Source organism: Roseomonas sp. TAS13 (genome assembly GCF_001950415.1).
In the GTDB taxonomy this organism is placed as follows: Bacteria; Pseudomonadota; Alphaproteobacteria; order Acetobacterales; family Acetobacteraceae; genus Roseomonas; species Roseomonas mucosa.
In genome coordinates this window covers 1-24074 of sequence record NZ_BDLP01000036.1, presented here as the reverse complement: position 1 = coordinate 24074, position 24074 = coordinate 1, and the positions used below count along the sequence as shown (strand labels likewise).

Below are 24074 nucleotides of genomic sequence, written 5' to 3'. Positions count from 1 at the left end.
GGAGCTGTGCGTAGATGTGATCAAGAGACAGGGGGGCGCCCAGTTCATCCGCCAGGGCCGCCAGCGCCGCCTCGGCATCCTGCTCGTAGCGGCTGAGCACATGGATCTGGGCATCGGGGCGGTAATGGAGGGAGGGCTTGCCGGGATAGGCGAAGAAGCCGACGGGCGCCTTGGCGTTCACCAGGATCAGATGCTCGAATTCCGCCAGGGCCTGGATGGCGACGTCGGCGACATAGGGCACGCGTTCCAGTTGCGGGCGGCCACGGCCGCGGGACACGCGGGCATTGGACATCTCGCCCAGCAGCTTCGCGCCGCTGGCCTGGGCGATGCGCCAGGCCAGCTCCTGGCCCTTCTCGCCCAGCGCGCCGCCGCCGAGAAGGATCAGCACGTTCCGCTTCTCGCGCAGGATGCGTGCGGCGGTCCGGACGGCCGCCGGATCGGGCGCCGGGGCCGGCGGCACGGGCAGGGGCTCCGCCACCACGCCGCCCTCGTTCCAGGATGCGTCGGAGGGCAGGATCAGCGTGGCGATCTGCCCCGGCGCGGTGCGGGCGGCCTGCACGGCCACCGCGGCGTCCCGCCCGACATCGGCGGCGGCCGTGCTGGTGCGGACCCAGGCGGAAACGGGCCGGGCCCAGCCTTCCGTATCGGCCGTGAGCTGCGCGTCATAGGGGCGGTGATAGGTCGCCTGGTCGCCCACGACATTGACGATGCCGCTGCGGGCGCGGCGGGCGTTGTGCAGGTTGCCGAGTCCGTTCGCGAGGCCGGGGCCGCAATGCAGCAGGGTGCAGGCGGGCTTCCGCGCCATGCGCCAATAGCCGTCCGCCATGCCGGTCACGACATTCTCCTGCAGTCCCAGAACGCAGCGCATGCCGGGGATCTGGTCCAGTGCCGCCACGAAATGCATCTCGCTGGTGCCCGGATTGGCGAAGCATGTGTCCACGCCCGACTGGAGCAGCGTATGGACAAGGCTATGGGCACCATTCATGGCGGTTCGTCTCTCCCGTGACGGTTCTGGGCGCGCAGACTGCGCGCGCCCGGCATGGGCCGCAAGGGCCCGGCCCCGGGGCGAGGCCGCGCCGTTCGCCTCCCGGCCGGCTCATCCGATGCGGGCGTGGCGGGCGGGACTTCCCCAGCCCCGCCTCCAGCCGCTAGCTTGCCAAGCCTGGGCCGCGCATCAGAAAGCGGCTGTCGGGGAGGATATGGTGCGACCGAATCTCGGCATGGCGGGCTTCGCCCTGGCATTGGGTCTCGTCCAGCCCGTCCTGGCGCAGGCGCCACGGCCGGCGAACCCACCGCCGGTCAACCAAGGCACCACGCCGCCCGATTGCAGCATGCACGTGAATTTCGACCGCAATGCCGATCTGCCCGGCTACCGGATCGCCTCGGGCGGGCGCGACCAGTGCCTGCCCTTCATGCCCACGAACCAGCTCGTGCCGCTCGGCTACGGCCCGAACGATTTCTACGCCCGGGAATTCACCGATGCGCGCATCCGGCAGCGCTGGGCGCAATGCCGCGAGAACGCCGCCTGCGCCGGACCGGCGCGCAAGGGCGCCGAGGGCTTCACCAGCTTCGAGCCGCGGCGCACCGGCAGCGTCGATCCCGTGGGCCGCATCGACCAGGATGGCGAGGTGGACCTGCGCGCCATCCGCCGCCCGGTCTTCTTCGCGCGGGAGCCTTTCGCCGAGCCGATCGCCGGTGCCGAGCCGCGCACCCACACGGTCGAGTTCACCGTGCCGCGCGACAGCTACGAACGGCTGCATCTCGGGCTGCGCGATCCCATCCGGCTGCGCGGCTGGTATCTGGACGGGCAGGGGATCGAGGACGGGACGGGCGCGCGGCGCCGCGCCCTGGTCATCATGAACAACGGCGGCGGCAGCGAACTGACCGCCACCGACGATCCCCGCGCGACCGGCGTGGCCCGGGATGCGGAGGGCCGCTATGTCGTCGATGCCGCGGCGAAGGGGGAGGGCGAGCAACCGGGCATGCGCCACTGGCGCGGCTTCGTCTGGGCACTGAACGAGGCGGGCTTCGACGTACTGATCACGGACCGTCGCGGCAACGGCATCTCGGGCGGCGTCAACGGCTTCAACACCGCCGAACAGGGCCGCGACATGATGCGTGAGCTGGAACAGATGGAAAGCGGCGAGGGCCTGCGCATCCTGACGCCGCAGGGCGAGGTCCTGTCCGGCCCCGCCGCCGGCGGCAGGCTCATGGCCGGGATGAAGGCGCGGGAGATCCCGGTGGTGCTCGGCGGCTATTCGCGCGGCTCCTATGCCACGGCCTGGGCCATGCACCGCAACTTCGTGGCCGATTGCGACCGCGACCAGCCGGACCAGCCCTGCAAGCCGCCCCTGGGCTGGAGCAATATCCGTGGCGCCATCCTCTACGGCCCCAATTCGGGCGGGCTCGGCTATCGCCTGGCGGGGCACGACATGATCGAGGCAGCGCTGCGGATCGAACGCAACACCACCTACTACCCGGACTCCGAGGTCTTCGCCGGCATCGCCCAATGGCCGGGCCTGCTGATCGCGAAAGGGATCTGGGACTATGTGGAGGGGCTGGAAGGCTCACTCGACGCCTATCGGCGCGCGCGGGAGCCGAAGGAGATCTTCGTCTTCCGCGGCCCGCATCCGTTGAACACCCAGGCTCCGGAGAACATGCGCCTGGTCGGCGAGCGCATGGTCGCCTTCGCGACGGCGGCCGTGCTGGGTCGCCCGGCAGTGCAGGGCGCCACGCCTCCGGCCGATCTCAAGACCCTCGTCGCCTCCAGCCCGCCCTACTGGGAAAGCACCACGCGCCCGGTGGAGTGACAGTCACGGCGCCGGCAGCCATTCCTCCAGCGTCACCTCGAAGGTCATGCAGACCGGGTTCGACCCCGGCACGAAGGGGCCGCCGAAGACATTCCCTTCCGTGTCGGCCACCACGCCGGTCAGGGCAGCCCGCATGGCGCCGTCCTGGCCGGACCTCACCTCCCCCGCGATGCTGACGACCTCCACGGCCGGTCCCTGGACATGGACGTAGCGCCCGTCGAGCGTGCCGAGGCAGGCATCGTTGAGGCTGCCCAGCGCCCCGCGCACGAAGACGTTGCGGAAGCCTTCCGCCAGGCACAGCTTCTCGACGCCGAGGACAAGGTCCTCGTTCGGCGCGATCCGCGCATAGGCGACGCGGCCCATCTGGCCGTTCTCGACGGCGATGGCATCAGACATTCCGGGGAATCCTGTGCGGTTGCAGAAGCGGGATGTTGGTTTCCGGGTCATGGGCCTGCCGCAGCTCGAACTCGTCGAGGGAGGTCACCAGGACCGGGATCGGGATGCGGCCGACGATGCAGGCTTCCGTGACCACATGCCCGCCCTTCACCGCGCCCGATGCGGTGCGGATCGCGGCATGACAGTGCACGAGCGGCCTGTCCTGGAGGCTGCGGCCCAGCGTGGCGTTGCCGAAGATCATGCAGGCCGCCCCTGCATCGATGGGCGCGCTATAGGCGATCAACGCCTGCCCGGATGGATCGGGCGGCGCCACGCAGTATTGCAGGCTGTCGAAATAGCCTCCCAGGATGGTCGTGGAGGCGCTGCTGATGCCAGCCCCCGCCAGCGGGCGGACCAGTGCCTCGAAAAGGCTCAGCCCCGGCTGCAACACGAGCCGGATATGGCGCGCGGCGCGGCCATGCAGGCTCTGGATGCGCACCGGGTTGAAACTGCCCCGGTGGTGCAGGAGCCTGGGCCTGGGGACACTGGCCGTGACGGAATATCCCATGATCGGGTTCCTTCCTGAGTCAGCCTTGCCTTCGGACGAGGTGCGGCATCAGGCCGATACCGGCTGAGCGGGCTGCGCCAGGCAGCCCCGGGCCTGCAGTTCCTCCCGCACGAGCTTCTTGGTGATCTTGCCGTAGGCGGATTTCGGCAGCTCATCCCAGAAGAAGACCCGCTTCGGCAGCTTGTAGCGGGCGATCCTGCCTTCCATCCAGGCGAGCAGTTCCTCCTCGCCCAGCGACATGCCGGGGTTGGTCACCGCCACGGCGACGCCGACCTCGCCCCAGACGCGGTCCGGCATGCCCAGCACCGCGACTTCCGCCAGAGCGGGGTGAGTCAGGAGCTTCTCCTCCACCTCCCGCGGATAGACGTTGGAACCGCCGGAGATGTACATGTCGGATGCCCGGCCGGTGATGTAGAGGAAGCCCTCGCTGTCCTGGTGGCCGAGATCGCCGGTGCGGAACCAGCCGTTGCGGAAGGCCTTCGCATTGGCCGCCGGGTTGTCGTAGTAGCCTGCGAAAACCGCCGGGCCGCAGACACAGACCTCGCCCGTCTCGCCGGGCGGCAGCTCGCGGCCGGTGTCGTCCTGGATGGAAACCTGCATGGCGGTGCGCTCGTAACCGCAGGTGCCGATCCGGACCCCGGGGGCGTCCTCCGCCTCGTGCAGGGCAGGTGGCAGGACGGTGATGTTGCCCGTGACCTCGCCCAGCCCGAAATACTGGACCAGGACTTTGCCGAGCTTGCGCAGGGCGTGCTTCTGGTCCTCCCGGTACATCGGCGCGCCCGCATAGATGACATATCGCAGCGTGGAACGATCGTGGGCATCCACGGCCGGATGCTCGGTCAGCAGCTTCACGATGGTCGGCACGGTGAACATGTTGCTGACATGCCAGCGTTCCACCAGTGACCAGACTTCCTCCGGATCGAGGCGGTCGCCCGCCGGCAGCACGGTCTTCACCGCCCGCGCGACCTGGGCGAGCTGATGGATGCCCGCGCCATGCGACAGGGGCGCGACCACCAGGGAAGCATCGTCCGGGCCCAGCCCCGGCATCAGGTCGCAGAGGTGGTTCGTGGCGACGAAGCCCATCTGGCCATGGGTGAGCACGGCCGCCTTGGGCCGCCCCGTGGTGCCGGAGGTGTAGAAGAACCAGCAGGGGTCGTCATGCTCGACATCGGCGGGCGGGAAAGGCGTGCCGAGATGCCTCTCCGCCAGCGTGTCGTAATCCTCGCCCGCTCCGTCCCCGCCGATGGAGACCACGAGGCGCAGATCCGGCGCCGCCTCGCGCACCGCGGCGGCATGGTCCGGGAACTCCGCGCCGCAGAGCAGGGCCGAGGCGCCGCTGGACTCCGCCAGGTAGGCGACCTCGGCGGGGGTCTGGCGGAAGTTCGTCGGCACCCAGACGGCGCCGAGGCGGAAGCAGGCGAACATGCTTTCGAAAAGCTGGTTGCAGTTGCGGGACTGCACCAGCACGCGGTCGCCCTTGCGGATTCCGCGTGCCGCCAGTGCATGGGCCACGGCGTCCACGCGCCGGTCCATCTCCGCCCAGCTCCATCGCCGCTCGCCCCAGACGAAGCCGATTTCCCCCGCATGGCGCCGGGCGGCCTGCCGCAGGAAGTGCGACAGGTTCATCACCCGCTTCGTGGCCGGCACGACGCCGCCGACGGGGGCGATGCCGCTCACGACAGGCGCTCCAGGATGGAGACGTAGTTGGCGACGGCGGCGCCCCCCATGTTGAAGACGGCGCCCCGGTCGGCGCGGGGAAGCTGCATGTCGCCCGCCCGCCCCGTCAACTGCATCGCCGCCATCACGTGCATCGAGACACCGGTGGCGCCCACCGGGTGCCCCTTGGACTTCAGCCCGCCGGAACGGTTCACCGGCAGCCGTCCGTCCGGCGCGGTGATGCCGTCCAGCGCCACGCGCGCGCCCTGGCCATGCGGCGCCAGCCCCATGGCCTCGTATTCGATCAGCTCGGCGATGGTGAAGCAGTCATGCGTCTCGACGAAGGAGAGGTCGTCCAGCCCCAGCCCCGCATCGGCGAAGGCGCGCTGCCAGGCCTGGGCACCGGCCTCGAAGCGCGTCGGATCGCGGCGCGACAGCGGCAGGTAGTCGTTCACCTGCACCGCCGCGCGGAAGCGCACCGCGTTCTCCATGGCACAGGCGGTTTCCTCGTCGGCCAGGATCAGCGCCGCCGCGCCGTCGCTGACCAGGGAACAGTCCGTACGCTTCAGCGGCCCGGCGACATAGGGGTTCTTCTCCGAGACCGCGCGGCAGAACTCGAAGCCCAGGTCGCGCCGCATCTGCGCATAGGGATTGTCCACGCCGTTGCGATGGTTCTTGGCGGCGATCGCGGCCAGCGCATCAGTCTGGTCGCCGAAGCGCTGGAAGTAGTTCTCGGCGATGCGGCCGAAGACTCCGGCAAAGCCGCCCGGGATGTCGCCTTCCTCGCGGCGATAGGAGGCACCGAGCAGGTTGTCGCCCACCTGCGGCCCCGGCGTGGCGGTCATCTTCTCCACCCCGATCACCAGGGCCAGCCGGCCGCGCCCGGCGGCGATGAAGTCGCGCGCCGCGTAGATCGCCGCGGAACCGGAAGCGCAGGCGTTCTCGCAGCGCGTCGCCGGCTTGAAGCGCAGTTCCGGCACGCTCTGCATCGGCAGCGAGGCCGGGAAATCCTGCCGGCTGAAGCCGTTGTTGAACTGGCCGACAAAGACGGCATCCACCTCGGACGGGGCGATGCCCGCATCCGCGATGGCCGCGCCCGCCACGCGCGCGATCAGGCCTTCGGCATCCGGGTCCTCCAGCTTGCCGAAGGGGGAGTGCGCCCAGCCGACGATGCAGGCTTCAGTCATGGTTCTGTTTCCTCGCGGGATGGGCCGCCGGGCGACGCAGCGTGGCGGCAATGTTGGTGGCGCCGCTGGGGCGGGCGAGCAACTCGCTGACCCGCTTCGCCTCGGCGGCGAGAAGGGCCGCGATCTGCGGCCGCCGGGCATCGCCCAGGCGGCCATCGATGGCGGCGATGGATAGCGCCCCTTCGCAGCGCCCCTGCCGGTCCAGGATCGCCACGCCGGCGCCCCAGCTTCCGGCGGTGAGATGGCCCGGGTTGAAGGCGAAGCCCTCGGCACGCGTGCGGGCCACGGAGGCGCGCAGGATCTCCGGCGTGAAGCTGCGGTAGCGCTCCTCGGCGAATTCCGGGGCGCAGGCGGCGATCATCTCCTCGATCTCGTCGTCGGGCAGGGTGGCGAGGATCGCCAGGCTGCCGGCACCCACACCCAGCGGATGCCGGTCGCCCGCCTGCAGCACATGCGAGCGGATGGGGAAGGGGCCTTCCTCCCGGTGCAGGCAGGCCACGTGCCAGCCGCGCCGCACGGACAGGAAGGCGGTGTCCTCGCTCGCCTGCGCCAGCCGGAAGAGCGAGGGCAGGGCGGCGCGGTGGACGCCGTAGCGGTCCGCTGCCAGGGAGCCGATGACAAAGGCCTCGGGCCCGAGGTGGTAGCGCTCGCTGAGTCGGTCCTGTTCCACCAGCCCCTGGCGCTCCAGCCCGCGCAACAGGCGGTGGACCGTGGGCTTGCTGAGGCGGGAATGCTGGGTGAGATCGATCAGCCGCGCGCCCCGGCCGCCATGCCCGGCCACGAGGCGCAAGAGGCCGATGGCCCGCTCCAGGCTCTGCGTGCCGGACAGTTGCGCACGCTCAGGCATGGTGCAACGCAAAATATTCCAACATGTGGACCTTGGTTTCTCTTGGAAAAACACCGCTTCCCGGCTGAAAAACTATGTCTTATAGAAAAGTTCGTCAAAGCAAATTCGCGCTGTTCCTTTTGAGGTCCACTATACGGAACCAGGGTAACTTTCTTCCGGGACCTCCCGAGGCATGGACACGAAGTTGCCGGACCATGGGGCAGTAAGACCCCCGTCATGACCACGCTGTTATGGGGAAACCTTTCCAATGACATCCATCCCGCGCCGCTCCCTGCTCGCCGGCGCCTCCGCTCTGCCGCTCGTGGCCCTGTGGACACGCCCCTCACGGGCGGCGGAGTTCAGCTACAAGCTCGCGACGAACCTGCCGGCGACGCATCCGCTGAACACGCGCAACGCCGAGGCGGCGGAGAGGATCAAGGCTGCCACCGGCGGGCGGCTGGAGATCCAGCTCTTCCCCAACAGCCAGCTCGGCAACGACACGGACATGCTGAGCCAGGTGCGTTCCGGCGCGCTGGAATTCTTCACGCTATCCGGGCTGATCCTGTCCACGCTGGTGCCGCTCGCCGCCATCAACGGCGTCGGCTTCGCCTTCAAGGACAGCCAGCAGGTCTTCGCCGCCATGGATGGCGACCTGGGCAAGCTCATCCGGGCCGAGATCGCGAAGCGCAACATCATGGCCTTCGAGCATATCTTCGACAACGGCTACCGGCAGATCACCACCAGCACCAGGCCGATCCGCACGCCCGAGGACCTGCGCGGCATGAAGATCCGCGTGCCGGTCAGCCCGCTCTGGACCTCGATGTTCCGGGCCTTTGATGCCGCGCCGGCCTCGATCAACTTCAACGAGGTCTATTCGGCCCTGCAGACGAAGATCGTGGAAGGTCAGGAAAACCCGCTCGCCATCGTGGAGGCCGCCAAGCTCTACGAGGTGCAGAAATACTGCTCCGTCACCAACCACATGTGGGACGGCTTCTGGCTGCTGGCCAACCAGCGCGCCTTCTCCCGCCTGCCGAAGGACGTGCAGGAGGTCGCCTCGCGCGAATTCGCGCGGGCGGCGAAGGAGCAGCGGGAAGATGTGGCGAAGCTGAACGCGGAGCTGCGCGAGAAGCTCTCCACCGCCGGGCTGCAGTTCAACGACACCGACCCGAAGGCCTTCCGCGACGCGCTGCGCAAGGCCGGCTTCTATGCCGAGTGGAAGGGCAAGTTCGGTGACGCCGCCTGGAAGACCCTGGAGGATGCGGTGGGAGGGCTGGCATGAGTTCCATCGCGGATACGCCCGTGGCCACCTCCGGTGTCCCGGCGCTGGGCGGCATGGCGGCAGGCCTGCTGCCGCGCGTGGACCGGCTGCTGTGCCATCTGGTGGCCGTGCCGGCCGCGGTGATCGTGCTGGCGGAGATCGGCATCCTCCTCGCCGGGGTGTGGCCCGCTTCGTCTTCCACCAGCCCATCATCTGGTCAGACGAGCTGGCCTCCATCCTCTTCCTCTGGCTGGCCATGCTGGGGGCGGTGATCGCCCTTCAGCGCGGCCAGCACATGCGGCTGACGGCGCTGGTCTCGAAGCGCTCCCCCTCCACCCAGGCGGCGATGCAGGCACTGGCGGTCGGCGCCGGGGCGCTGTTCCTGCTGCTGCTCCTGCCGCATGCCATGGAGTATGCGGAGGAGGAATGGTTCATCGAGACCCCCGCCCTGGGCTGGTCGAACATGGTGCGCGCCGCCGCCCTGCCGGTGGGCGTGGCGCTGATGCTCGTGACCTCGCTGCTGCGCCTGGCGCAGCACCGACTGCGGGACCTGCTGCTGGTCTGCGCCATCCTCGCCGTGCTGGCGGCGGCGCTCTGGCTCACCGCGCCGTTGCTGAAGGCGATGGGCCACGGCAATCTCGTGGTGTTCTTCGTCGTGCTGCTGATGGCCGGCGTGCTGTCCGGCGTGCCGATCGCCTTCTCCTTCGGTCTGGCGACGCTGGCCTATCTCGCCACCACCACCAGCGTGCCGCTGCTGGTGCTGGTCGGACGGATGGACGAGGGCATGAGCACCCTGATCCTGCTTGCCGTGCCGCTCTTCGTCTTTCTCGGCGCGCTCATCGAGATGACGGGCATGGCGGCGGCCATGGTGAACTTCCTGGCCTCGCTGCTCGGGCATGTGCGGGGCGGTCTGAACTACGTGCTGCTCGCTGCCATGTACCTCGTTTCCGGCATCTCCGGCGCCAAGGCGGCGGACATGGCGGCGGTGGCGCCCGTGCTGTTCCCCGAGATGAAGCGGCGCGGCTGCGACGAGGGGGAGATGATCTCCCTGCTCTCCGCGTCAGGGGCGATGAGCGAGACCATCCCGCCCTCGATCGTGCTGATCACCATCGGCTCCGTGACCGGCGTCTCCATCGCCGCGCTGTTCACCGGCGGACTGCTGCCGGCCTTCGTCCTGGCGCTGGTGCTGGCGCTGATCGCGTGGAAGCGTTCGCGCCACGAGGATATGAGCGGCGTGCGCAAGGCCAGCGCCCGCATGGTCGGCCGTGCGCTGCTGGTGGCCCTGCCGGCGCTGGCGCTGCCCTTCCTGATCCGCGCCGCGGTGGTGGAAGGCGTCGCCACGGCGACCGAGGTCTCCACCATCGGCATCGCCTATGGCGTGGTGGCCGGGCTGCTGCTCTATCGCCGCTTCGACTGGCGGCGCCTCTATCCGATGCTGGTGGACACGGCGGCGCTGTCGGGCTCGATCCTGCTGATCATCGGAACCGCGAGCTGCATGGCCTGGGCGCTCACGCAGTCCGGCTTCTCGCGCGACCTGGCGCAGCTGATGGGGTCGCTGCCCGGGGGCGCCATCGGCTTCATGGCCGTGTCGATCCTGGCCTTCATGATCCTGGGCAGCGTGCTGGAGGGCATTCCCGCCATCGTGCTGTTCGGGCCGCTGCTGTTCCCCATCGCGCGGAGCATGGGCATCCACGACGTGCATTACTCGATGGTGGTGATCCTGGCGATGGGCCTCGGCCTTTTCGCGCCGCCCTTCGGCGTCGGCTACTACGCCGCCTGCGCCATCGGCAAGGTCAGCCCGGATGCGGGCATGCGGAAGATCTGGCCCTACATGGGCGCGCTGCTGCTGGGCACCATCCTCGTCGCCGCCGTGCCCTGGATCTCGATCGGCTTCCTGGGAGGAAAATGAGCATGCGGAACCGTCTCGAAGGCAAGGTCGCCATCGTCACCGGCGGGCTCTCGGGCATCGGCGATGCCATCGCGCGCCGTCTCCTGGAGGAAGGCGCCAGGGTCATCGCCGCGGACCTGTCGGCCAGTACGGAGCGCCTCTCCGGCCAGGACATCGACCCGGTCCGGACGGATGTCTCCGACCCGGAGCAGGTGCGGGACCTGGTGGCCCAGGTCATGGACCGGCATGGACGCCTGGACTGCCTGGTCAACTCGGCCGGGACCGGCACGGAGCGGGACTTCCTCGACACGCCCGTCGAGCTCTTCGACCGCATCGTCGCGGTCAACCTGCGCGGCACCTTCGTGGTCGGGCAGGCCTGCGCCCGCGCGATGCGCGAGGGCGGTGGCGGGTCCATCGTGAACATCGCCAGCGTCTCGGGCATGACCGGCAACTTCCACCGCTCCGCCTATGGCGCCTCCAAGGGCGGCGTGGTCACGCTGAGCAAGGTGATGGCGGTCGATCTCGCCGCCAGCGGCATCCGCGTGAATGTCCTGGCGCCCGGGCCGGTGGACACGCCGCTGGTGCGCCGGATGCATTCATCGGAAAGCCGCGCCAAATGGGCGCAGCGCACGCCGCTGGGCCGCTACGCGCAGCCGGAGGAGATGGCGGGGGCCGCGGCCTTCCTCTGCTCGGAGGATGCCAGCTACATCACGGGGCATGTACTTGCGGTGGACGGCGGCTTCCTGGGCGCGGGCCTGACCGCGGCCTGAGCACGGGCCGGGGGAGCGTCCTTTCTCCGGTGCGGCTACCGGCCCTGCTCCCGCCCGGCCAGGAAGTCCCGCGCGAAATCCAGGAAGCGCGCGGTCACGGCGCTGTGGTCGGGCCGGCGGATCATCTGGACATCCGCCACCAGCGGCGCATCGGCAAGCGGGCGATAGAGGACGCCCTGGCGCGACAGCAGAGTCACGCTTTCCGGCACCAGGGCGATGCCGAAGCCCGCGGCCACGAGGCCGGGCAGGGAATGGGCCTCCACCACCTGCTGCGAGATGCGGGGCGTGAAGCCCGACGCGATGCAGGCATCCCGCAGATAGGAGGCGAAGCGCGAATCCCGCAAGCGCAGGAAGACCAGCCTTTCCTCCCGCAGCTCCGCGAGGCGCAGGCCCTCGCGCGCCGCCAGCGGATGGTCGTCCCGCAGCGCCACGCAGACCCCCTCCGCCCAGGCACGCTCCGCAACCAGCGTGTCATCCTCGCGCGGCCAGCGCTGGAAGCTGAGATCGACGCGGCGGGCATGCAGGGCCTCCTGCTGTTCCTGGGGCGGCATCTCGTGCAGCCGCACCTCCACCTCGGGAAACCGCGCCTCGAAGCCCGCCACGAGGGAGGCGAGGGGCCCCAGCAGGACCGAACCCGTCAGGGCGATGTCGAGGCGGCCCCGCCGGCCCTGGCCAATGGCGCGCGCCTGCCCGGCCGCTTCCTCCGCCTGGGCGAGGATGGCGCGGGCCTGGAGCAGGAAGGCTTCCCCCGCGTCGGTCAGCTCGACCTTGCGGCTGTTCCGGCGCAGCAGCCGCGTCTCCAGCTCGTGCTCCAGGTCCCGGACCTGCTGGCTGAGCGGGGGCTGCGACAGGCCCAGCCGGGCGGCGGCGGCGGTGAAGCTCAGGGCCTCGGCCACCGCCACGAAGTAGCGCAGGTGTCGCAGTTCCATGCTGGGTTATCCGGGCCGGCGGAGGCTGGCGTATCGATAGGCAGGACGACTGGATCAAGTCCGATAATATATTGGCCCTATCGTCCCGTTTCGTCCAACCTGCCGTGCCATGAAGGATCGGGCAGGCTTCGCCCGAGGCGAGGCAGCCAGGGGAGCCGGGACCGGCATGAGTCAGGACATCGCGCGCAGGATGCCGGCCGGGCCGGGCGACGAGGCTGCCCCGGCTTCCAGGCTCATGCGGCGCCTGGATGCGCTCTGCCGCTTCTCGTCCGGGGAGAGCGGCCTCACCCGCCTCTACCTCACGCCGGAACATCGCGCCGCCGCTGAGCAGGTCGCGGCCTGGATGCGGGAGGCCGGGATGACGGTCTCGCTCGATGCCGCCGCCACCGTGGTTGGCCGCTACGAGGGGCGGGAGCCGGGCCTGCCCGCCCTGTTGCTCGGTTCGCATATCGACACGGTGCGCGATGCCGGGCGCTATGACGGCATGCTCGGGGTGCTGGTGGCCATCGAGGCCGTGGCGGCCCTGCACGCCGCCGGACGGCGCCTGCCCTTCGCCCTGGAGGTCCTGGCCTTTGGCGACGAGGAGGGTGTGCGCTTCCCCGTGACGCTGACTGGCTCGCGCGCCGTCGCGGGCGGCTTCGACCCCTCGGCGCTGGAAAGCCGCGACGCGGAAGGGGTGAGCCTGCGCGAGGCGCTGCACCGTTTCGGTGCCGATCCCGCGGCCATCCCCGCCCTGGCGCGCCGCCCGGACCAGGTCCTGGCCTATCTGGAGGTCCATATCGAGCAGGGGCCGGTGCTGGAGACCGAGGGCTTGCCCACCGGCATCGTGACCGCGATCAACGGCGCCACGCGCTTCGTGGCCGAGATCGGCGGCACCGCCGGCCATGCCGGCACCGTGCCGATGCATCTGCGCCGCGACGCGGTGGCGGCCATGGCGGAGATGGTGCTTGCGGTGGAACGTCTGGCGCTGGAGGAGCCGGACCTCGTCGCGACGGTCGGGCAGGTCACGGCCAGCCCCGGCGCCGTGAACGTCATCGCCGCCGGCGCCCGCTTCACCATCGACCTCCGCAGCCCCCGCGACGCCCTGCGGCACGCGGCGAGCGGGCGGTTGCGCGACGAGCTGTCCACGATCGCGGCGCGCCGGGGCGTGACCCTGTCGCTGCGGCCGACCTATGACGAGGCCGCCGCCCCCTGCGACCCGGCGCTGATCGAGGCGCTGGAAGGCGCCAGCCTCCGCTGCGGCCTCCGCCCGTTCCGGCTGCCGAGCGGCGCGGGCCATGACGGGCTGGCCATGGCGCGCCTGTGCCCCATCGGCATGATCTTCGTTCGCTGCGAGGGCGGCATCAGCCATCATCCGGCCGAGGCGATCGCGGAAGCCGATGCCCTGGCCGCGCTGCGCCTGCTCCTCGAAACCCTGCAGCACCTCCAACCCCGGACTTTCCAGAGAACATGATGTCCCACCAGGATTCGATCCGCGCCTTCCTCGACGGGGAACAGGGCGCCCAGGCGGATTTCCTCGCCGAGCTGGTCAGGATGCCCTCCGACAACCCGCCGGGCGACTGCCGCCCGCATGCCGGGCGCACCGCGGAACTGCTGCGCGCCCTCGGCTACGAGGTGGAGCTGCACGCCGTGCCGGAGGCGCTGGTGCGGGCCCATGGCATGATCAGCGTCACCAACCTCGTGGTGCGGCGCCGCTTCGGCTCGGGCGAGGGGCCGGTGATCGCCCTCAACGCCCATGGCGACGTCGTGCCGCCCGGCGAGGGCTGGACCCGCGACCCCTATGGCGCCGAGGTGGTGGATGGCTGGATGTATGGCCGCGGCGTCGCCGTGTCGAAATCCGACTTCGCCACCTATGTCTGGGCGCTCCGGGCGCTGGAAGCCTCGGGCGCACCGCTGTCCGGCACGGTGGAGCTGCACCTGACCTATGACGAGGAGGCGGGCGGCGAGGTCGGGCCGGGCTTCCTGCTGAGCGAAGGCATCACCAAGCCCGATCTCGTGCTCAGCGCCGGCTTCTCCTACAACGTGGTCACCGCCCATAACGGCTGCCTGCACCTGGAGGTGGAGGTGAACGGCCGCTCCGCCCATGCCGCCATGCCCTTCACCGGCGTGGATGCGCTGGAGGCCGCCACGGCGATCCTCTCGGCCCTCTACGACTGGCGGAAGGGGCTGGCGGCGAAGACGTCGGACATCGCGGGCATCGGCTCGCCGCAACTCACGGTCGGGCTGATCAAGGGCGGCATCAACACCAATGTCGTGCCCGATCGCGTCACCCTTCGGCTCGACCGCCGCATGATCCCCGAGGAGAACCCGGCCGAGGCGGAGGCCGAACTGCGCCAGGTTATCGCCGATGCCGCGGCGGCCTTCCCGAAGGCCCGGGTCGAGGTGCGCCGCATCCTGCTGGCCGAGCCGCTGAAGCCGCTGCCTGGCGGCGAGCGGCTGGTCGAGGCCCTGTGCCGCCATGCCAGCCAGGTCATGGGCGAGCCGATCACCGCCAAGGGCGTCCCGCTCTACACCGATGCGCGCCTCTATTCAGCCCATGGCATCCCGTCCGCACTCTATGGCGCCGGGCCGAGGACCATCGAGGACGCCAATGCCCACCGTGCCGACGAGCGGCTGCCGCTCAGCGACCTGCGCAAGGCAACCGAGGTGGTGGCGCTGACCCTGGCGGAACTGCTGGCCGCCTGACGGTGCGGGCGCGGGGCGCCGCCGCACGCCCCGCCGGTCCTGAGCGCCCCCCCCCGGCTTCAGGCCGCGCCGTGACTCGCGGGCCCTGGTGCCTGGGCATCACACGGCTCCAGGCGCCAGTCCACGGGCTCCAGCCCCTTCGACGCCAGGAAGTCGTTGACCCTGGAAAAGGGTCGGGAGCCGAAGAAGCCGCGATAGGCGGAAAGCGGCGAGGGGTGCTCCGACTGGTGGAGCAGGTGCCGGGTGCCATCCAGCAAGGGCGCCCGCCGCCGTGCATCGTTGCCCCAGAGGATGAAGGCCGTGGGAACGGGCCGTGCGTTCACGGCGGCCAGGACATGGTCCGTGAAGCGGTGCCAGCCGGAACGGGCATGGCTGCCGGGACGCCCTTCCTCCACGGTCAGGGCGGTGTTGAGCAGCAGCACGCCGGCATCGGCCCAGGCGGTCAGGCAGCCATGCGGCGGGGGCCGTAGGCCGAGATCGCCCTCCAGCTCCTTGTGGATGTTCCGCAGGGACGGGGGCACCCGCACGCCCGGCGGCACGGAGAAGGAGAGGCCCATGGCCTGTCCCGGCCTGTGATAGGGGTCCTGGCCGAGGATGACGGCCTTCACCGCGTCCAGGGGAGTCCGCTTCAGCGCCGCGAAGATGCGCTCCGGCTCCGGAAAGACGGTTTTGCCCGCAGCCGCCTCGGCCTGGAGGAAACCCGCGAGCGCCCGCATGTAGGGCGTGTCGAACTCGGCCCCTATGGTGGCCCGCCAGGATTCCGGCAGCGCCGCGCGGGCCTCCGCCCAGGGGGAATCTTCCCCCGTATCCATCCGGCCTGCGGCCATGCCGTGACCTCTCCCGATTGCGCCTTGGCCCATATCGGCCAAAGTGGCCGGCGAGGCCATCCGCCGCGTCGCATGACCGCCTTCCCGGCTCAGCGCGCCGCCTCCTGCGATACGCTGATGAGTTCCGTGCCCACCGGTGTCGGCGGCTGTACGCGGAATTCCTCCTTCCGCGCCGGGGCGGCCTGCCGCCTCATCCGCCAGACGCCGCAGAAGGCGATCAGCAGCTGTGCCAGCACCGTCATCCACAACAGGCTGCGCGGCCCGAAGGCCGACATCGCCGCCCCGATCGCCAGCGGCCCTATGGCCGCGCCGGCCCCCTGGACGAGCAGCATCCCGCCCGAGGCAGCCACGAATTCCTCCGGCCGGACGGAATCGTTCACATGGGCCAGCACCACGCTGTAGGTCGGCACCACCAGCCCGCCGAAAACGAAGACCAGACCGAAATACACCCAGGCCGAGGCACCGGAGGGCGTGAACAGCGCCATGGTGCCCAGCACGGCGACGGCGACGAGCGCGATGACCACCACCAGCAACCGGCGGTCGATCCGGTCCGACAGCAGGCCAAGCGGCCAGGTCATGGCCGCTGCGCCCAGCGCGCCCGCGGCCATGAAGATCGCGATGCCCTGCTGTCCCATCCCGATGGACTGCGCCAACAGGGGGCCGAGCGAGAAGAAGGAGCCGGCGCTGATACCGCAAAGGAAGGCCGCGACCAGCCCGAAGGGTGCCTGGGCATGAAGCCGGAACAGATCGATCCGCACCGGCTGGGCCGGCAGCGGCGGCGCCTTGGCCTGGGACAGCGTGACGGGCAGGACCGCGACGGTCAGGACGACCGACACCACGGCGAAGAGTGCGTAGCCGCCCGGATCGGCGACCGGCAGCAAGAGCTGGCCGACGACGCCCGCGACCAGCCCGGTCATGCCGTAGATGGAGAGGATCTGGCCGCGCACCTCATTGACGGCGGCGCCGTTCAGCCAGCTTTCCACCACCATGAACAGCCCGGCGAAACAGAAGCCGGTCAGCATGCGGGCGATGACCCAGGCCGTGGGATCGATCCAGAGCAGATGGATCAGCGGCACCATCGAGGCCGTCGAGGCGAGCGCGGCAAAGCTGCGGATCTTTCCGACGCGCAGGATCAGCCGGCTGGCGACGAGCGAGCCGATCATGAGGCCGGCGGAGAAGGCGCCGCCGACCAGGCCGATCACCGTGGGCGGGAAGCCTTCCATGCCGCCGCGCACGGCCAGAAGCGTGCCTTGCAGCGTGTTCCCCATTTGCAGCAGGCCAAAGCCCGCGAGCAGGGCAACGACCACCGACAGGGTTGAGGCGAAGGGGACTTTCTGCATGGCGGCATGCTTAACACGAGGCGGCCGGATGACGGCCACCGGCCGCTCCGGTTCCCGATTTATTTGACATAACAAATATTATCGAAACTCTGTGTGCAGCCGCCAGGCTCGTCCCGCGCTTCGGCTGGCGACGCCCCCTCTGCCCCACCCAGCACCAGGTTGTGGCTCCTGCATCACAGCGTGTTCAACTTCCACGCGTCGTGCAATGCGGCACGGGAATCCGCGACTCCGATGCTAGGGTGGAAGCCATTGCAACAGGCCCACCCGGCACCCGGGCGGCCAAGCGAGTGTCGATGGCCACCTCGTCGCGTCACTTTTCCTCTCTCCAACCCGGTTTGGCTTCTCCAACTGCCTCCCTGGGCCTCCCCAGGCCGGGATGGGCGCTGGCGCTCGTTCTGGCGGGCTGCACGCCATCCGTGGCGCAGCCGTCAGGAGGCTTCGCCGCGGCCGCGCCACCGGGCTTTCCGACGGTGGCCCCGCCCGCCGCCTCCCCGCAGTTGCCGCCCGGGACAGGTCCGGCCGTCTTTCCGCTCCCGCTGCCCGACGTGCCGGCACCCTCCGTTCCAGCGGAGCCGCCATCCCTTTCCGCCGCAGCTACGGAAGCCGAGATCACCCGGCTCAGGGCGGATTTCGCCCGCGAGGTGCCGTCACGGCTGACCACGCCAGCACCGGGCGAAGCCCTGATGCCGCAACGCGCCGCCGCAGTGGTGGCGGCCAGCGGAAAGCTCGTCATCGACCGCCCGCAACTGGCCGTGGTCGTGGACCGGAACCCACGCGTGCAGGTCCTGTGGCTGGTGGTGGTCCGGCCCGATGCCGCCTGGGCCGTGATCGGCCGTTCCCGGATCTCTACCGGGGAGACGAACCACTTCGACCACTACATCACGCCGGTCGGCGTCTTCCTCAACACGGACGCGATCCTGGGCTTCCGCGCGCAGGGCACCTTCAATGAGAACCACATCCGCGGCTATGGCGTGAAGGGTATGCGGGTCTGGGATTTCGGCTGGCAGTCGGCCGAGAAAGGTTGGCGCGCCGATCGGGAGCGGGGCGATATCCGGCTGGAGATGCACGCCACCGATCCGGACCGGCTGGAGCGGAGGCTGGGGCGGCCGGACAGCCAGGGCTGCGTGCGCATCCCGGCGGCGCTGAACCGCTTCTTCGACCGGCGCGGCGTGATCGACCGCGACTATGAGCGGGCGGCGGTGGAGGACATCCGCTTCCGGGCGCTTCTACTGCCCGATCGCAACCCGTCGCCCCTGGCCGGGCGTGCGATGATCGTGATCGACTCCGCACTACCTCTCACCACTTCCCCGGCGAGCGGAAAAGTGGCCGGTCTTCCGTAATGCCAGCACGCAAGTGTCCTGACATGTCTCAGCATTGTCAGGCCGTTTGCGTGCTGGCTGAACAGATGGCCCTGCCACTTCATCGCAGGCTTCGTCCAGCAGCAACCGGATGCTGCCGCTGCAGAAGCGCCCCAGAACCTACTTCTCCATCTGAGGAATTACTGATAAAAGGCTGATACTAAAATAAAAACTTCTCGTATTCCAGGAGCGGCGTTGGTCACATCGGCTTCTGCAGGAAGGTTCAGCCGCCCTCCTGGCGCAGCACATGCTTCTGCAGCTTCCCCGACGCCGTACGCGGCAAGCTCTCCACCACGATGAACTCCTTGGGGATCTTGTAGCGGGCGAGGTGTGACTCACAGTGTGCGATCAGGCTCCGCACCGGGATGTCCCGCCCGGATCGGGGCACGATGAAGGCGCGGCCCACCTCCCCCCAGGTGGCATCCGCCACGCCGATCACCGCGACATCCTGCACGTCCGGATGCTCGCCGAGCGCATTCTCGACCTCGGCCGGATAGACGTTCTCGCCGCCGGAGATGAACATGTCCTTGCGGCGGTCCACCAGGGTGACATAGCCGTCCTCGTCGCGGCGGCCGATATCGCCCGTGCGGAACCAGCCGTCCTCGGTGAAGGCGCGGCGCGTCTCCTCCGGCCGGTTCCAGTAGCCGGGCGTGATGCTCGGGCCGGACAGGAGCAGCTCGCCCGCCTCCCCGGCCGGCACGTCCCGCCCCGCCTCGTCCACAAGGCGGCACCCGATCATCGGGGCGGGCAGGCCGGCCGCGCCGGCCTTCGCGGCGATCAGCTTGGGCTCGATCGGCATGCCCAGCACCGTGCCGGCCTCGGTCATGCCGAAGCCATCGACCATGGGCACACCCTGTTCGAGCCACCAGCGGATATCCGCCGCCGGGTTCGGGGCGCCACCGGTGAAGAGCGCGGTGAGCGAGCGCCAGCGGCCCGGGTCGAAATTCGCCTGCTCGCGCAGGCGCTTCGCCATCTGCGGGACGCAGAAATAGTGCGTGGCCCCCAGGTCCGGGTCGCCCAGACGGTCATTGGTGGCAACGGGGTCGAAGCCGGGCGAGACCAGCATCGACCCGCCCGCCAGCAGCGGCGCGCGGAAGCTGGTGATCAGCCCGATGATGTGGAACATCGGGGAATCGCAGAGAAAGACGCTGCGGTGGCTGACACGCCCCAGCACGCCGAAATTCACCGCCGTGGCCAGGGCATTGGCCTCGGTGATGATGACGCCCTTCGGACGGCCGGAGGTGCCGGAGGTGTAGAGGATGATCGACGGCGCCCCGGCATCCGGCAGGGGCGCCATTGGCGCCGGCGGGCTGTCCTCCGCCCGCGCCACCAGTTCCGCCAGCGGGATGGGGCGGCCATCCGGCAGGGGGATGGCACCCTCGTCGCTGTCATGCACCAGCAGCGACGGCTGGCAGTCGTCGAGGATCGCCTCCACCTCCACCCGCGACAGGCGCCAGTTCAGCGGCACGAAGATCAATCCGCGGCGCATGCAGGCCTGTTGCAGGATCACCAGATCGGCGCTGTTGCGCGCCAGCACCGCCACGCGCTGCCCGGCCTGGAGGCCGAGCTGCGCGGCAAGCACCGTGGCCATGCGCTGGATCACCACGTGCAGCGCCGCATAGGTCCAGTGCCGGCCCGTGGCGAGGTCGGTGCAGGCGGGGCGCTCCGGCTGCAGGCGCGCGTGCAGCGCCACCGGATCCGGCGAGGTCCGGAGAGGCATGGATCTTTCTCCCTGATTCCTGGACGGCCTGTTGCTCAGGCTTCGCCGCGGTTCTTGTCGTAGGCGCCGAGGCCGGGCTTGTAGCTCTTCTCGTCGATGAACTGCCGGATGCCTTCCTTGCGGCCGGTGTTGTCGTGGGAGTTGGCCGCCTCCTGGGCGCGGACGAGATAGTCCTCCGCGTTCTCGTAGGTCATCTCGGACACACGGCGGACCGCGTCCTTGGTCGCCTTCAGCGCCACCGGGTTCTTCTGCAGCAGCGTCCGCGCCACTTCCGTGACACGCTCGCGAAGCTGCGCCAGCGGCACGCTCTCGTTCACCAGCTTCCATTCGGCGGCCTTGCGCCCGTCGATCAGCTCGCCGGTCAGGGCATGGTACATGGCGTCGCGGAAGGACAGCAGGTCCACCACCACCTTGGTGGCGCCGCCGCCCGGCAGGATACCCCAGTTGATCTCCGAAAGCGCGAACTTCGCCTCATCCGCGGCGAAGGCGAGGTCGCAGGCGAAGAGCGGGCCATAGCCGCCGCCGAAGCACCAGCCGTTGACCATGGCGATGGTCGGCTTCTGGTACCAGCGCAGCCGGCGCCACCAGCCATAGGACTCACGCTGCGAGCGCCGGACGGCGCCGAGCCCCTGCGCCTCGGTCTCGCGGAAATACTCCTTCAGGTCCATGCCCGCCGACCAGGCCGTGCCCTCGCCCGTCAGGACCAGAACGCCGACATCGTCGCGGAACTCCAGCTCGTCGAGCACCTCCATCATACGGCGGTTCAGCGCCGGGCTCATGCAGTTGCGCTTCTCCGGACGGTTGAAGCGCACCCAGGCAATGCCGCCTTCGACATCGAAGGCGACCGTGCTGTCGTGACCCTGTTCCATGGCAATCTTCCTCCTTCTCGTGGATGTCAGATCGGGAAATGGCCGGGCTGGGTCTCGACGGTGATCCAGCGCAGCTCCGTGAACTCGGCGATGCCCGCCTTGCCGCCGAAGCGGCCATAGCCGGACGCCCCCGTGCCACCGAACGGCATCTGCGCCTCGTCATGCACGGTGGCGCCGTTGACATGGCAGATGCCGCTGCGGATGCGGCGCGCTACGCGAAGGCCACGCGCCGCATCACGCGTGAAGACCGCCGCGGAAAGGCCGTACTCGCTGTCATTGGCGAGGCGGATCGCATCCTCCTCGTCCTTCGCGCGCAGGATGGCGACGACCGGTCCGAAGCTCTCCTCGGCATAGAGCTTCATGCCGCTGGTCACGCCGTCCACCACGGTGGCAGGCATCAGCACGCCCTCGGCCTCGCCGCCGGTGAGCCGGCGCGCGCCCTGCGCGACCGCATCCTGCACCAGGGCCTGCACATGCTCGACCGTCCGCCGGTCCACCACCGCGCCCAGCGGCGCCCGCCCCTCGCGCGGATCGCCGGCCACCAGCGTCGCCGCCTTGGCGCGGAAACGCTCCAGGAAGGCCTCGGCCACGGTTTCCACGACGATGATCCGCTCGGTGGACATGCAGATCTGGCCCTGGTTGAAGAAGGCACCGAAGGCCGCGGCCTTCACCGCCTCGTCCAGGTCGGCATCCTCCAGCACCAGCAGCGGCGCCTTGCCGCCCAGTTCGAGCAGCACGGGCTTCAGGTTGCGCGCGGCGCGCTCCGCGATGATCCGCCCGACCTTGGTGGAGCCGGTGAAGTTGATGCGCCGCACGGCGGGATGGTCGATCAGCGCGCCGACCACCTCCCCCGCATCCTCCGGCGCGTTGGTGACGAGGTTGACGGTGCCCGCGGGCAGCCCCGCCTCCTCCAGTGCCCGGATGATCAGCGCATGGGTGCGTGGGCAGGTCTCGGAGGCCTTCAGCACCACCGTGTTGCCACAGGCCAGCGGCGTGGCGACGGCGCGCGTGGCCAGAATGACCGGCGCGTTCCAGGGCGCGATGCCCAGCACCACGCCCGCCGGCTCGCGGATGGCCATGGACAGGCAGCCGGGCTTGTCGGAAGGGATCACCTCGCCCGCCACCTGCGTCGTCAGCGCCGCCGCCTCGCGCAGCATCCCGGCGGCGAGCATGACATTGAAGCGCGCCCAACTTTCCGTCGCGCCGGTCTCCTCCATCATCGCCGTGACGAATTCCCCGGCCTTCGCGGCCACGGCGTCCGCGGCCTTCAGCAGCAGCAGGCGGCGGGCGCCCGGCCCGGTCTCGGCCCAGCCGGGCAGGGCCCGCGCGGCGGCCTCGGCGGCTTCCCGGGCATCCGCCGCCTTCGCGGCGACGGCGCGTGTCGCGACCTCGCCCGTCACCGGGTTGCGCCGCTCGAACCATTGCCCTTCCGCAGCCGGCCGTTCCTCGCCCGCGATCCGCAGGAACACGGCGTCATTGCGCTGCATGTCGACCTCCCCATAGCCAGCAAGTTTCAATAGTTATGTCTCATAACATTTTTGCCTTGACAAGCGCCGATCGGGAACCGCCTCATGGGTCATGGGCGGAATCAGGGTTCGCAGGCGTGGCAAGGCTGCGGCGCGGGAAGGCGCACGGGAGGATGAGAAGCTCGGGGAGCTGGTCGGCTACAATCTGCGCCGCGCCTGGTCGTATGCGCTCAGCGACTTCGTCGTGGAATTCGCGGATAACGGGCTGCGCCCGGTTCCCTATGGCATGCTCGCCACCATCGCGGAGCGGCCGGGCATCACCGCGACGGAGCTCTGCCGTCTCCTCGGCATGAAGCGCGCCAACACGGCGCCGCTGATCAACGAGATGGAGGAACAAGGGCTGGTCGAGCGCGTGGCGTACAAGGAAGACCGGCGCATCCAGCACCTCTTCCTGAGCGCCTCCGCGAAAGCCGCCATGCCCCGGATCCAGGCGCGGATCAGGCAGCACGAGGACCGTTTCCTGCACCGCCTGACGGAAGCGGAGCGGGTCACACTGCTCGACCTGCTGCAACGCATCTGGAAGGACGAGGAAGGCTAAGGCGGTCCCGCTCCGGGACCGCGCAGGACGGGCAGCCGCGCGGCGGCCTGCCCGGAGGCTGCGGGATGGCTGGGCTCGGTCGCCGGGCGAGGTGCTCGTGGACATCGTGCCGATCGCCGTCCCGGGCAGCCTGTCCGCCTATGTCCAGGTGGGGCGGCGGGCCTCGGCTACCACGCTGCAACCGGCCAGAGCCGCATGAGTCATGGAGCGGGAGGTGCCGCAAACCGCGGTGCCGGGCCCAGGGATCGCTCCGGACCCGTCAGCCGCCGGCCCGTGGCCCGGCATAGAGGGCGCGCGGGCGGATCAACCGGCCGTCGGCGCGCTGTTCCAACGCATGTGCGATCCAGCCGACCGTCCTGCCGGTGGCGAAGATGCCGAGCCCGCCTCCCGCTGGCAGAGGCAGGCATTCCTCCATCAGCGCCAGGGCGACGTCGACGGTCGGCCGGAGCCCGGTCAGGGCCTCGGCCGCCCGGATCATCGCCCGCCAGGACTTGGGGACCGGAAAGCCGTCCAGCAGCGCCATGGCCCGTGGGTCCCCCTGCGGGTAGAGGCGGTGGCCAAAGCCCGGGATCTCCTCCCCCCGGGCGAGCCGTGCGCCGAGGGCCCTGACCGGATCGCGCCGCACCTCCGGGTCCGCCGCCAGGGCGCGGACGCGGTCGGTCATGCCGCCATGCCGGGGCCCGGACAGGGCAGCGAGGCCGGCCAGCACGCAGGCGGCCAGGGAAGCGCCGGTGGAGGCGACAACCCGCGCGGCATAGGCGGAGGCGTTCAGCTCGTGGTCGGCGCAGAGCACCAGGGCCCGGCGCAGCAGGTCCCTGCCCCGGCCGTCGAGTCTCCAGGCGGCACCCAGCCGGTCATGCGCGGCCACGCCATTCCTGCCCTCACCCTCCTCGCCCTCACCCTCCTCGCCCTCCCCGGCCACCGCCTGCGCCACGAGGCCCAGC

22 protein-coding genes are annotated in these 24074 nt (G+C 70.0%); 9 read left to right on the top strand and 13 right to left on the bottom strand.

Annotated elements, in window-relative coordinates; translation table 11 throughout:
* A partial coding sequence (locus ROTAS13_RS05360; RefSeq protein ID WP_075821746.1) for an acetolactate synthase large subunit occupies window positions 1-985 on the bottom strand: 985 nt, incomplete at its 3' end.
* A gap of 214 nt (window positions 986-1199) precedes the next feature.
* On the opposite strand from ROTAS13_RS05360, the gene ROTAS13_RS05355 reads away from it, so the two are divergent.
* Complete coding sequence (locus tag ROTAS13_RS05355; protein WP_253187637.1) at window positions 1200-2810, top strand: hypothetical protein; 1611 nt, start codon at window positions 1200-1202, stop codon at window positions 2808-2810.
* Between the two features lie 3 nt (window positions 2811-2813).
* Here ROTAS13_RS05355 and ROTAS13_RS05350 read toward each other — a convergent pair whose 3' ends face one another.
* From ROTAS13_RS05350 to ROTAS13_RS05330, 5 genes are read right to left on the bottom strand one after another with little or no spacing between them, the layout of a single operon-like run.
* A complete protein-coding gene (locus ROTAS13_RS05350; RefSeq protein ID WP_075821745.1) occupies window positions 2814-3206 on the bottom strand; it encodes a PPC domain-containing DNA-binding protein in 393 nt (130 codons plus the stop codon).
* Complete coding sequence (locus tag ROTAS13_RS05345) at window positions 3199-3753, bottom strand: PPC domain-containing DNA-binding protein (RefSeq protein ID WP_075821744.1); 555 nt, start codon at window positions 3751-3753, stop codon at window positions 3199-3201. The genes ROTAS13_RS05350 and ROTAS13_RS05345 overlap by 8 nt, the downstream gene beginning before the upstream one ends.
* 48 nt (window positions 3754-3801) lie before the next feature.
* Complete coding sequence (locus tag ROTAS13_RS05340) at window positions 3802-5430, bottom strand: acyl-CoA synthetase (protein ID WP_075821743.1); 1629 nt, start codon at window positions 5428-5430, stop codon at window positions 3802-3804.
* On the bottom strand, window positions 5427-6596 hold the full coding sequence (locus tag ROTAS13_RS05335; protein WP_019462565.1) for an acetyl-CoA acetyltransferase: 1170 nt from the start codon (window positions 6594-6596) through the stop codon (window positions 5427-5429). Before ROTAS13_RS05335 ends, ROTAS13_RS05340 begins: the two co-directional genes overlap by 4 nt.
* Window positions 6589-7443, bottom strand: coding sequence for an IclR family transcriptional regulator (locus ROTAS13_RS05330; protein WP_019462564.1), 855 nt, complete (start codon window positions 7441-7443; stop codon window positions 6589-6591). Before ROTAS13_RS05330 ends, ROTAS13_RS05335 begins: the two co-directional genes overlap by 8 nt.
* Window positions 7444-7690: 247 nt before the next feature.
* On the opposite strand from ROTAS13_RS05330, the gene ROTAS13_RS05325 reads away from it, so the two are divergent.
* From ROTAS13_RS05325 to ROTAS13_RS05315, 4 genes are read left to right on the top strand one after another with little or no spacing between them, the layout of a single operon-like run.
* On the top strand, window positions 7691-8701 hold the full coding sequence (locus tag ROTAS13_RS05325; protein WP_075821742.1) for a TRAP transporter substrate-binding protein: 1011 nt from the start codon (window positions 7691-7693) through the stop codon (window positions 8699-8701).
* Window positions 8698-8952, top strand: coding sequence for a hypothetical protein (locus tag ROTAS13_RS28000; protein WP_253187636.1), 255 nt, complete (start codon window positions 8698-8700; stop codon window positions 8950-8952). The genes ROTAS13_RS05325 and ROTAS13_RS28000 overlap by 4 nt, the downstream gene beginning before the upstream one ends.
* The gene (locus tag ROTAS13_RS05320; protein ID WP_253187635.1) at window positions 8862-10589 is read left to right on the top strand and encodes a TRAP transporter large permease subunit; all 1728 of its coding nucleotides are present in this window, start codon (window positions 8862-8864) and stop codon (window positions 10587-10589) included. Before ROTAS13_RS28000 ends, ROTAS13_RS05320 begins: the two co-directional genes overlap by 91 nt.
* 2 nt (window positions 10590-10591) lie before the next feature.
* Window positions 10592-11338: an SDR family NAD(P)-dependent oxidoreductase gene (locus ROTAS13_RS05315; RefSeq protein WP_253187634.1), complete on the top strand. Its 747-nt coding sequence runs from the start codon at window positions 10592-10594 to the stop codon at window positions 11336-11338.
* 35 nt (window positions 11339-11373) lie between these two features.
* On the opposite strand, the gene ROTAS13_RS05310 is transcribed toward ROTAS13_RS05315, so the two are convergent.
* Entirely contained in the window at window positions 11374-12267 is an 894-nt protein-coding gene (locus ROTAS13_RS05310) for a LysR family transcriptional regulator (protein WP_075821740.1), read from the bottom strand.
* Between the two features lie 166 nt (window positions 12268-12433).
* On the opposite strand from ROTAS13_RS05310, the gene ROTAS13_RS05305 reads away from it, so the two are divergent.
* Window positions 12434-13720, top strand: a complete 1287-nt coding sequence (locus tag ROTAS13_RS05305) for an allantoate amidohydrolase (protein ID WP_075821739.1) — start codon at window positions 12434-12436, stop codon at window positions 13718-13720.
* Window positions 13717-14952, top strand: a complete 1236-nt coding sequence (locus ROTAS13_RS05300) for an ArgE/DapE family deacylase (RefSeq protein ID WP_075821738.1) — start codon at window positions 13717-13719, stop codon at window positions 14950-14952. Before ROTAS13_RS05305 ends, ROTAS13_RS05300 begins: the two co-directional genes overlap by 4 nt.
* Window positions 14953-15011: 59 nt before the next feature.
* Here the strand turns inward: ROTAS13_RS05300 and ung are convergent, their stop codons facing one another.
* Together ung and ROTAS13_RS05290 are read right to left on the bottom strand one after the other, a co-directional pair.
* Complete coding sequence (gene ung / locus ROTAS13_RS05295) at window positions 15012-15779, bottom strand: uracil-DNA glycosylase (protein ID WP_083755413.1); 768 nt, start codon at window positions 15777-15779, stop codon at window positions 15012-15014.
* Between the two features lie 89 nt (window positions 15780-15868).
* A complete protein-coding gene (locus ROTAS13_RS05290) occupies window positions 15869-17119 on the bottom strand; it encodes an MFS transporter (RefSeq protein ID WP_019462556.1) in 1251 nt (416 codons plus the stop codon).
* 470 nt (window positions 17120-17589) lie between these two features.
* Between ROTAS13_RS05290 and ROTAS13_RS05285 the strand changes: the two genes are divergently transcribed.
* On the top strand, window positions 17590-18459 hold the full coding sequence (locus ROTAS13_RS05285) for a hypothetical protein (RefSeq protein WP_253187633.1): 870 nt from the start codon (window positions 17590-17592) through the stop codon (window positions 18457-18459).
* 241 nt (window positions 18460-18700) lie between these two features.
* Here the strand turns inward: ROTAS13_RS05285 and ROTAS13_RS05280 are convergent, their stop codons facing one another.
* Genes ROTAS13_RS05280 through ROTAS13_RS05270 form a run of 3 tightly spaced genes read right to left on the bottom strand, consistent with a single transcriptional unit; the run spans window position 18701 to window position 22553 of the window.
* Window positions 18701-20197, bottom strand: coding sequence for an AMP-binding protein (locus ROTAS13_RS05280; RefSeq protein ID WP_075821736.1), 1497 nt, complete (start codon window positions 20195-20197; stop codon window positions 18701-18703).
* 35 nt (window positions 20198-20232) lie between these two features.
* Window positions 20233-21066 carry a p-hydroxycinnamoyl CoA hydratase/lyase gene (locus tag ROTAS13_RS05275; protein WP_075821735.1) on the bottom strand — a complete coding sequence of 278 codons (834 nt, stop codon included), beginning with the start codon at window positions 21064-21066 and terminating at the stop codon, window positions 20233-20235.
* A 26-nt stretch (window positions 21067-21092) separates the two neighbouring features.
* On the bottom strand, window positions 21093-22553 hold the full coding sequence (locus ROTAS13_RS05270; RefSeq protein WP_216348589.1) for an aldehyde dehydrogenase: 1461 nt from the start codon (window positions 22551-22553) through the stop codon (window positions 21093-21095).
* Window positions 22554-22644: 91 nt separating this feature from the next.
* Here ROTAS13_RS05270 and ROTAS13_RS05265 point away from each other — a divergent pair, with 91 nt between their 5' ends.
* A complete protein-coding gene (locus ROTAS13_RS05265) occupies window positions 22645-23130 on the top strand; it encodes a MarR family winged helix-turn-helix transcriptional regulator (RefSeq protein ID WP_019462551.1) in 486 nt (161 codons plus the stop codon).
* A gap of 259 nt (window positions 23131-23389) precedes the next feature.
* Here the strand turns inward: ROTAS13_RS05265 and ROTAS13_RS05260 are convergent.
* Window positions 23390-24074: citrate synthase (locus ROTAS13_RS05260; RefSeq protein WP_253187632.1), on the bottom strand; the 685-nt coding region annotated here is incomplete at its 5' end.

Coding starts and splice junctions, on each gene's coding strand:
- ROTAS13_RS05355 (WP_253187637.1), top strand. CDS start 1,200: ATGGTGCGACCGAATCTCGGCATGGCGGGCTTCGCCCTGGCATTGGGT.
- ROTAS13_RS05350 (WP_075821745.1), bottom strand. CDS start 3,206: ATGTCTGATGCCATCGCCGTCGAGAACGGCCAGATGGGCCGCGTCGCC.
- ROTAS13_RS05345 (WP_075821744.1), bottom strand. CDS start 3,753: ATGGGATATTCCGTCACGGCCAGTGTCCCCAGGCCCAGGCTCCTGCAC.
- ROTAS13_RS05335 (WP_019462565.1), bottom strand. CDS start 6,596: ATGACTGAAGCCTGCATCGTCGGCTGGGCGCACTCCCCCTTCGGCAAG.
- ROTAS13_RS05330 (WP_019462564.1), bottom strand. CDS start 7,443: ATGCCTGAGCGTGCGCAACTGTCCGGCACGCAGAGCCTGGAGCGGGCC.
- ROTAS13_RS05325 (WP_075821742.1), top strand. CDS start 7,691: ATGACATCCATCCCGCGCCGCTCCCTGCTCGCCGGCGCCTCCGCTCTG.
- ROTAS13_RS28000 (WP_253187636.1), top strand. CDS start 8,698: ATGAGTTCCATCGCGGATACGCCCGTGGCCACCTCCGGTGTCCCGGCG.
- ROTAS13_RS05315 (WP_253187634.1), top strand. CDS start 10,592: ATGCGGAACCGTCTCGAAGGCAAGGTCGCCATCGTCACCGGCGGGCTC.
- ROTAS13_RS05310 (WP_075821740.1), bottom strand. CDS start 12,267: ATGGAACTGCGACACCTGCGCTACTTCGTGGCGGTGGCCGAGGCCCTG.
- ROTAS13_RS05305 (WP_075821739.1), top strand. CDS start 12,434: ATGAGTCAGGACATCGCGCGCAGGATGCCGGCCGGGCCGGGCGACGAG.
- ROTAS13_RS05300 (WP_075821738.1), top strand. CDS start 13,717: ATGATGTCCCACCAGGATTCGATCCGCGCCTTCCTCGACGGGGAACAG.
- ung (WP_083755413.1), bottom strand. CDS start 15,779: ATGGCCGCAGGCCGGATGGATACGGGGGAAGATTCCCCCTGGGCGGAG.
- ROTAS13_RS05290 (WP_019462556.1), bottom strand. CDS start 17,119: ATGCAGAAAGTCCCCTTCGCCTCAACCCTGTCGGTGGTCGTTGCCCTG.
- ROTAS13_RS05280 (WP_075821736.1), bottom strand. CDS start 20,197: ATGCCTCTCCGGACCTCGCCGGATCCGGTGGCGCTGCACGCGCGCCTG.
- ROTAS13_RS05275 (WP_075821735.1), bottom strand. CDS start 21,066: ATGGAACAGGGTCACGACAGCACGGTCGCCTTCGATGTCGAAGGCGGC.
- ROTAS13_RS05270 (WP_216348589.1), bottom strand. CDS start 22,553: ATGCAGCGCAATGACGCCGTGTTCCTGCGGATCGCGGGCGAGGAACGG.
- ROTAS13_RS05265 (WP_019462551.1), top strand. CDS start 22,645: ATGGGCGGAATCAGGGTTCGCAGGCGTGGCAAGGCTGCGGCGCGGGAA.